Origin of the sequence: Streptomyces sp. M-16 (assembly GCF_052114405.1) — a bacterium.
Taxonomy (GTDB): domain Bacteria; phylum Actinomycetota; class Actinomycetes; order Streptomycetales; family Streptomycetaceae; genus Streptomyces.
The window spans coordinates 191,930-198,784 of record NZ_JBFRER010000004.1; the positions used below are offsets into that span (position 1 = coordinate 191,930).

Genomic DNA, 6,855 nt, shown 5'->3' on the forward strand with positions numbered 1-6,855 from the left:
TTCACCGTTGTGTATGGCGGACCGCGCTCATGCGTACCAGGACGTCCGAGCTTCCCCGTTTTCCGCGGCCTCGCGTTCGATTATCGCGCGCGAGGGGGCTCCGGTGAAACGGGGTGATTGCGGCCCAGGGGAGATGGTGGCACCCGGGGCCGCACAGGAGAAGCCGCCGGGTCCGGTGGTCGCGACCCTGCGGCTTCCTGAGGTGGAGCTGCCGGGTCAGCCGGCTACGCGTGCGGCGAGGGCGTCGCCGATCGCGTCGGTGGAGCGGAAGGTCCCGTCGCGCTCGGCCAGATCGGCGGAGACGGCGTCCTCGATGCGGACGGCCTCGGCCTCGTGGCCGAGGTGGCGCAGCAGGAGGGCGACGGAGAGGATCGTCGCGGTCGGGTCGGCCTTGCCGGTGCCCGCGATGTCGGGGGCCGAGCCGTGGACGGGCTCGAACATCGACGGGAAGGCGCCGGTCGGGTTGATGTTCCCGGAGGCGGCCAGGCCGATCCCGCCGGTCACGGCGGCGGCCAGGTCGGTGAGGATGTCACCGAAGAGGTTGTCCGTGACGATGACGTCGAAGCGCTCGGGCTGGGTGACGAAGAAGATCGTCGCGGCGTCGACGTGCAGGTAGTCGGTGGTGACCTCGGGGTACTCCTGGCCCACCGTGTCGAAGATGTTCTTCCACATGTGGCCCGCGTACACGAGGACGTTGTTCTTGTGAACCAGCGTCAGCTTCTTGCGCGGGCGGGCGTTGGCCCGCTCGTACGCGTCACGGACGACGCGCTCCACGCCGTACGCGGTGTTGATGCTGACCTCGGTGGCCACCTCGGCGGGGGTGCCGGTGCGCAGGCTGCCGCCGTTGCCGGTGTACGGGCCCTCGGTGCCCTCGCGGACCACGACGAAGTCGATCTCCGGACGGCCGGCGAGCGGGGTGGCCGTGTTGGGGAAGAGCTTCGAGGGGCGCAGGTTGATGAAGTGGTCGAAGGCGAAGCGGAGTTTCAGCAGCAGACCGCGCTCCAGGACGCCGGACGGGACCGAGGGGTCACCGATGGCTCCGAGCAGGATCGCGTCGTGGTGCTTGAGCGCTTCGAGCTCCGCGTCCGGGAGGGTCTCACCGGTGCGGTGCCAGCGCTGGGCGCCGAGGTCGTACTCCTTGGTCACCAGCTTCGCATCCTGGGGCAGGACCGCGGTAAGGACCTTGAGGCCCTGAGCCACGACTTCCTGGCCGATGCCATCACCGGGGATCACTGCGAGATTGATGCTGGTCGACATGACGGAACCGTACTCCGTGTCCCAGCCCTCAGACATATCGCGTCCACCATGTGGACCAATGGTCCACCGTGGACGCGACGTGCCGCGGGCGGCCGGTGTGGCCGCGGGCCGGTGGGATCAGTGGGCGGGATCTGCGAGATCCGCGGGATCGGTGGGTCCGCGGGATCGGTGGGTCCGCGGGATCGGTTGGATCCGCGGGATCGGTTGGATCCGCGGGATCGGTTGGATCCGCGGATCTGCGAGATCCGCGGAATCAGTGGCCGGTCGAGCCGCCGTTGTCGCGGCGGTCCAGCGCGCGCTGGAGGGCGGCCGCGGCGTTCTTGCGGTCCGCGTCGGCCGGGGAGGAGTGGCGGACGCGACGGGTGGCGGCGGAGGTGGGGGTCATGGTGATCGACTCCTTGAGATCACGGCGTGGCGGGGCCACGGATGAGGGGTTCCTTCAAGGCGCCGGAAGAGGCGGGAAGCGGCGCGGCAGGGGTTGCCTGCCCAGGGGCGCGCGCTATCGACCGCCATTCGCTGGATCAGCGAGACGTTCGGCTTCTACAAAGCTAGGCCAGGTGCGGCTGTATGTCTCGGCAATTACTCGGACTTCCTACTATCTGAGACGCCCGAGCCCCCGGAAGACCCCTTCCGGAGGCTCCGTTTTCAGCTCTTGTCGGCCCTGAGTTCCCTGATCAGAGCCCTGACGGCGACAGTGGACGCCAATTCCGGTGTGGTGACGTATCCCACGCGCCTCACCGGCCCCGCAGGGCCCAATCCGGCGATCTCGACGGCGTCCGTGGCCTCGCGCAGCGACAGCTCCGGCAGGATCGCCATACCCAGCCCCCGGCCGACCATGGTCAGCACCATGGCGTCGTCCTCGGCCTTCACGGTGGCCCGGGGGATCCAGTCCTGGGCCCGCCACCAGTCCCGGGTGTAGGAGCCGCAGTTCTCGTCCCAGTCCAGCAGCGGCAGCGCCTTCGGATCGGGGTGCCCGACCGGATGGACGAGGGAGTAGGCCTCCCGGGTGAGCTCCCCGCTCAGCAGGCCGTCCGGCAGACCGGAAGGCAGACCGGAAGGCAGACCGGTGGACGGCCCGGCGGACCCCCCGGCCGGCGGTACGTCGCCAGACGCGCCCAGGGTCGCGATGGCGAGGTCCGCCCGCCCCGCCGCCACCTCCCCCGCGGTCCCGGCGCCGAGTTCGCGCACCACCCTGACCTCGGGCCGGATCCCGGGGTGCCGTGCGGTGAGCCGTTCCAGCGCGGGCGGCAGCAGGTGCAGGGCCGCGCTGCGGAAGGCGGCGATGCGCAGGACCCCGTCCACCGCCCCCGGCCCGGCGGGGGCCCGGCCGGCGGCGCGGGCCTCCGCGCCCAGCACCTCGTAGAGCCGCAGGATGCGCCGGCCCAGCGCCACGGCCCGCTCCCCCGCCGGGGTGGGCGAGGCGCCGGCGCGCCCTCGGTCGAAGAGCACCGCGCCGACCTTGGCCTCGCTGCCGCGCACCGAGTGGGAGACGGCCGACTGGGTGATGCCGAGCCGGTTCGCGGCGGCGGAGAAGCCACCCGTCTCGGCGACGGCGACCAGCACCCTCAGTTCCTGCGGGGCGAGCTCGGTCACGGGGTTCCCACCTCGGTGCATGAGCCGCGTTCATGGGTGCGCGGCTTCCATGAGGCCAACCCCCTGCCCGGCCACGGGATTCCTTCCTACGGTCGTCCCCATGACAACGCAGACCGCTTCCTCCGTCCACCTGACCGCCCGCCCCGCCGGTTTCCCCTCCCCCTCCGGGTTCGCCCACGTCTCCCATCCCGTTCCCGAACCCGCCCCGGGCACCGCCCTGGTGGAGAACCTGCTGCTGTCGGTGGACCCGTACCACCGCGGGATGATGGACGGCGGCGAGGGCGGCTTCGACCTCCACTCCCCCCTCGAAGGCCGCTCGGTGGGCCGGGTGACCGCCTCCCGCGATCCGGGCCTGGCCGAGGGCGACCTGGTCTTCCACCGCTCGGGCTGGCGCACCCACGCCCTGGTCACCCTGGGGGTGGACGGCACGCGCAAGCTGCGCGGCCACGCGGGCGTCCCCCTGGAGGCGTACCTGTCCGTCCTGGGCGGGACCGGCCTGACCGCGTACGCCGCCCTCACCCGGACGGCGGCCCTGCGCGAGGGCGAGGACCTCTTCGTATCGGCCGCCGCGGGCGGGGTCGGGACGGCCACCGGGCACATCGCCAGGCTCCTCGGCGCCCGCCGGATCATCGGCAGCGCGGGCTCGGCGGCGAAGGTCCGCCACCTCACCGAGGTCCTCGGCTTCGACGCGGCCTTCGACTACCACGACGGGCCGGTCGGCGAGCAGCTGGCGCAGGCCGCCCCGGAGGGCATCGACGTCTACGTGGACAACGTGGGCGGGGACCACCTCGAAGGCGCGATCGACGTCCTGCGGGAGTACGGGCGGATCGCCTGGGTCGGCGGGATCTCGATGTACAACGGCGACCGTTCCCCGGCCGCACCCCGCAACCTCTTCGAGGTCGTACACAAATCGCTGCGCCTGGAAGGGGTATTGGTTCGAAATCACACCAATCTGCAGGATGAGCTGGAGGACTTCCTGGTCCCCCACCTGCGCAGCGGGCGGGTGAGCACCGACACCACCGTTGTGCAGGGATTCGACCGGACCGTGGAGGCCTTCCTGGGCGTACTGCGCGGGGAGAACCTGGGCAAGATGCTGGTCCGTCTCAAGGACTGAATCCGGTCAGCCGGATGTTCACCGAGTTCTTACCGCACGGATGTAGACCTTTGCGGTGGCTGCCGTCACTCTTGCGGTCAATGTGCCAGCGGGGCACTTGAGTTGGAGGCGAGCAGCCAGTGACACCGATCAGCCGCAGAGGTTTCGTGGGAATCGGCGCCGGGCTCGTGGCAGGGGCGACCCTGCCCGCGATCACGCCGACGACGGCGGCCGCGGCCGCCGCGACCGGCACGATCACCGACGTGAAGCACGTGGTGATCCTCATGCAGGAGAACCGCAGCTTCGACCACTACTTCGGCAGGCTGAAGGGCGTCCGCGGCTTCGGCGACCGCGCCGCCGGCAACATCCCGGGCGGCTGGGGCACGTTCAACCAGCCCAACTGGGGCGGACGCCAGTACCCGTGGAAGCTCTCCGCCACCCCGGCGGCCGGCGGCGCCGACAGCGAGACGCTGGCCCAGTGCACCGGCGACCTCCCGCACAGCTGGACCTCGCAGCACGCGGCCTGGAACAAGGGCCGGATGGACAACTGGGTCCTCGGCGTCGGCAAGACGCACACCCTCGGCTACCTGGACCGCGGGGACATACCCTTCCACTACGGGCTCGCCGACAACTACACGATCTGCGACGCCTACTTCTGCTCCACCCTCAGCGCCACCGGCCCCAACCGCACCTTCCTGTGGAGCGGCAAGGTCGACGCGGGCAGCAAGGACGGCGGCGAGGAGTCCGGGCTGACCTGGGAGACGTACGCAGAGGCCCTCCAGCGGGCCGGCATGACCTGGAAGGTCTACCAGAACGCGCAGGACAACTACGGGGACAACGGCCTCGCCTACTTCAAGAAGTTCACCGACTCCAAGCCCGGCGACCCGCTGTGGGACCGGGGCATGGCCTCGGTCCCCAGGGTCACCGGCTCCACCCCGGACGACATCGCCGCCGCCATCCGCGCGGACGTCGTCGCCGGCACCCTGCCGCAGGTGTCCTGGGTGGTCGCGAACGAGGCCTTCTCCGAGCACCCGTACGCCCCGCCCGGCGACGGCGCGCACTTCGTGGACCTGGTCTACCGGGCGCTCGCCGCGAACCCGGAGGTCTTCGACTCCACCGTCCTGTTCCTCAACTACGACGAGAACGACGGCTTCTTCGACCACGTCCCGCCGCCGGTCGCCCCGCCCGGCACCGCCGACGAGTACCTCGACGGCGTCCCGATCGGCCTCGGTTTCCGCGTCCCGATGCTCGTGATGTCGCCGTGGACCCGGGGCGGCTGGGTCAGCTCCGAGGTCTTCGACCACACCTCGGTGCTCCGCTTCATGGAGACCTGGACGACGGCCCTGGGCACTCCGGCCGCCTGTCCCAACATCAGCCCCTGGCGCCGCAAGGTGGTCGGCGACCTGACCGGCGTCTTCGACTTCGCGCACCCCGTCTACGGGGTCCCCTCGGGCCTGCCGTCGACCGCCAAGGTGATCGGGCAGGCGACCTGCGGCCCGCTGCCCAACCCGGCCCCCCAGGACAACGCCCTCCCGGCGCAGGAGCCCGGAACGCGCCCGGCGCGGGCGCTCCCGTACCAGGTCAACGGCAACCTGGACCGCTTCGAGTTCGGGACGCTCGGCCAGATCACGGCCTGGTTCTCGATGACCAACCAGGGCGGCCCGGCGAAGCAGGCGGCGCACTTCTCCATCCACCCGCACCAGTACCGGGACACCACCGCCTGGCAGTACACGGTCGACCCCGGCACCACCGCCACGGACTGGTTCAGCATCGGCATCGGCAACGGCTCCGGAAAGTACGACATCTCCATGTACGGACCCAACCGCTTCCTGCGCCGCTTCATCGGCGACGCGACCAAGGCGGGCAAGTCCCTGGAGGTCGCCGCCCGCTTCGCGGTCGAGTCCGGCACCGGCAAGATGGCCATCTGGTTCAAGATGACGAACGCGTCCGCCTCGCCGGTCACCTTCACCGTCCGCTCGAACGCCTACCGCACGGACGGGCCGTGGACCTACACCGTCCCGGCGAACTCCTCGCGCGAGGACTTCTTCAACGCGGTCGCGTACAGCAAGGGCTGGTACGACTTCACGATCCTGACCGACGCCGACGGCACCTGGTCGCGCCGCTACACCGGCCACATCGAGACGGGCGCCGCGAGCGTCTCCGGGTCCTAGCCGGCCCCGTCGGGACTAGAGCACGTCGCCGTTGCGCCAGTCGAAGTCGAGCCGCCCGGCGGGGTCCAGCACGGCCCCGCCGGGCGGCGTCCACACGTACGTCGAGCCCTCCTCGTCGGGGAGCCGCTCGGGACCGTCCGGGCCGAGCACTCCGACCGGCCCGGGGTGGGGGCGCCAGCCGCGGCCCGCGTACAGGGCGGCCCCGGCCTCGGAGGCGGACAGGGCGCCGAGCGGGTAGGCCCGCCCGATCACCCCCTCCAGGCCGGCCATCACCGCCCCGCCCAGCCCGGCGCGCCGCAGACCGGGCCGTACCGCCACGGCCTCCACGTACCCGGTGCGCAGGGCGCGGCCGCGGTGCAGCACCCGGCGCTGGACGACGCTGCCGTGCGCGACGAGCTCCCCGTCCCGGTGGAGCAGGGCGTGCACGCCCCCCAGGGCGTGCTCGAAGTCCTCGTCGCCGAAGTCCCCCTCGAAGGCGCGGTCGAGCAGCTCGCGGATCGCGCGCAGCTCCCCGGCGCGCAGTTCGGCGGTGTGGACGAGGCGTACGGTCACGGCTTCTCCAGCCAGTCGGCGTACCAGGTACGGAAGTCGGGGGCGGCGGGGACGAATCCGCCCCAGTCCGGGTCCAGCCACCACACCTGTCCGGCGTACGGGCCGTTCAGGACCAGCCGGAGGTACATCCCGCAGCCCTCCTCGGCGAGGGTGAGCGTGCCCGCGGTCAGCTCCTCGGCCGCGCGGCCG

Annotated in this window: 6 protein-coding genes and 1 pseudogene; 2 read left to right on the forward strand and 5 right to left on the reverse strand. The window is 71.6% G+C overall.

Annotated elements, in window-relative coordinates:
- Window positions 1-216 precede the first annotated feature (216 nt).
- The 3 genes from AB4039_RS03595 to AB4039_RS03605 form a co-directional block, all read right to left on the reverse strand.
- Window positions 217-1,257 (reverse strand): 3-isopropylmalate dehydrogenase, encoded by a 1,041-nt coding sequence (locus AB4039_RS03595; RefSeq protein ID WP_266842508.1) that lies wholly within the window; start codon window positions 1,255-1,257, stop codon window positions 217-219.
- A gap of 253 nt (window positions 1,258-1,510) precedes the next feature.
- Window positions 1,511-1,642, reverse strand: coding sequence for a hypothetical protein (locus AB4039_RS03600; RefSeq protein WP_256462237.1), 132 nt, complete (start codon window positions 1,640-1,642; stop codon window positions 1,511-1,513).
- A 260-nt stretch (window positions 1,643-1,902) separates the two neighbouring features.
- A complete protein-coding gene (locus AB4039_RS03605; protein ID WP_442269934.1) occupies window positions 1,903-2,871 on the reverse strand; it encodes a LysR family transcriptional regulator in 969 nt (322 codons plus the stop codon).
- A 79-nt stretch (window positions 2,872-2,950) separates the two neighbouring features.
- On the opposite strand from AB4039_RS03605, the gene AB4039_RS03610 reads away from it, so the two are divergent.
- The gene (locus AB4039_RS03610) at window positions 2,951-3,964 is read left to right on the forward strand and encodes an MDR family NADP-dependent oxidoreductase (RefSeq protein WP_266842505.1); all 1,014 of its coding nucleotides are present in this window, start codon (window positions 2,951-2,953) and stop codon (window positions 3,962-3,964) included.
- 119 nt (window positions 3,965-4,083) lie between these two features.
- Window positions 4,084-6,114, forward strand: coding sequence for a phosphocholine-specific phospholipase C (locus tag AB4039_RS03615; protein ID WP_442269935.1), 2,031 nt, complete (start codon window positions 4,084-4,086; stop codon window positions 6,112-6,114).
- 15 nt (window positions 6,115-6,129) lie between these two features.
- Here AB4039_RS03615 and AB4039_RS03620 read toward each other — a convergent pair whose 3' ends face one another.
- Both AB4039_RS03620 and AB4039_RS03625 read right to left on the reverse strand, forming a co-directional pair.
- Window positions 6,130-6,666 carry a GNAT family N-acetyltransferase gene (locus tag AB4039_RS03620; protein WP_442269936.1) on the reverse strand — a complete coding sequence of 179 codons (537 nt, stop codon included), beginning with the start codon at window positions 6,664-6,666 and terminating at the stop codon, window positions 6,130-6,132.
- A pseudogene (locus AB4039_RS03625) lies at window positions 6,663-6,855 on the reverse strand (SMI1/KNR4 family protein); the annotation flags it as partial. The gene AB4039_RS03620 and the pseudogene AB4039_RS03625, both read right to left, overlap by 4 nt.

Coding starts and splice junctions, on each gene's coding strand:
- AB4039_RS03605 (WP_442269934.1), bottom strand. CDS start 2,871: ATGCACCGAGGTGGGAACCCCGTGACCGAGCTCGCCCCGCAGGAACTG.
- AB4039_RS03595 (WP_266842508.1), bottom strand. CDS start 1,257: ATGTCGACCAGCATCAATCTCGCAGTGATCCCCGGTGATGGCATCGGC.
- AB4039_RS03610 (WP_266842505.1), top strand. CDS start 2,951: ATGACAACGCAGACCGCTTCCTCCGTCCACCTGACCGCCCGCCCCGCC.
- AB4039_RS03600 (WP_256462237.1), bottom strand. CDS start 1,642: ATGACCCCCACCTCCGCCGCCACCCGTCGCGTCCGCCACTCCTCCCCG.